Genomic DNA, 619 nt, shown 5'->3' with positions numbered 1-619 from the left:
TGACTGGCGGGCTGCTGCTGGTCTTCGCCGACTGGTGCGGACGGATGATGATGTTCCCGTATCAGATCCCGGCGGGGCTACTGTCGACCTTTATCGGCGCGCCTTACTTTATTTATTTGCTGAGAAAGCAGAGTCGCAAACGGTCCTGGATGGCTTCAACATCCCCGGTGGCGCTATCGCTTACCGGGGCTACAGCGCTGGGCGATTTGGTAGCCCGGAGAAGGCGCAATGCGCCGCCTCCGGGAAAATCCCTGGCGACAATAAACAAACGCTCAGGCGACATGAGATAAACGCTTTCCCGGACTGAAAAAATTGCAAATCGCCAACAGTATCGACTTTACGCCCCAGGACGAATGAGGCATTTTTACCGCCAGGCCGACTGACCGGCCAGCGAATAACGCCCCGCGCCGAGTAGCGCAATCGCCAGTGCGCCAACAAAGAAATAGACCAGATTCTCAATGGCCCACGCTCCCACCGCATCAAGCGCAAACGTCTTATCTAAGCCGACCATCAGCCACGCCACCACCATGATGAACGCCAGCACCAACGCCGCCGGGCGGGTCAGAACGCCGAGAATTAACAAGCAGGGAGCGACCACTTCCCCCACCAGCACACCGTA

2 protein-coding genes are annotated in these 619 nt (G+C 57.8%); one reads left to right on the top strand and one right to left on the bottom strand.

Annotated features, from left to right (window positions below):
* A partial coding sequence (locus tag MKP05_RS21395; protein ID WP_240570150.1) for an iron chelate uptake ABC transporter family permease subunit occupies positions 1–290 on the top strand: 290 nt, incomplete at its 5' end.
* A 74-nt stretch (positions 291–364) separates the two neighbouring features.
* Here the strand turns inward: MKP05_RS21395 and MKP05_RS21390 are convergent.
* The coding region (locus tag MKP05_RS21390; RefSeq protein WP_240570149.1) for a DoxX family protein at positions 365–619 on the bottom strand (255 nt) is incomplete at its 5' end.

This window comes from Halomonas flagellata (assembly GCF_022487945.1).
In the GTDB taxonomy this organism is placed as follows: domain Bacteria; phylum Pseudomonadota; class Gammaproteobacteria; order Pseudomonadales; family Halomonadaceae; genus Halomonas; species Halomonas flagellata.
This window is presented reverse-complemented; position numbering and strand designations above follow the sequence as displayed.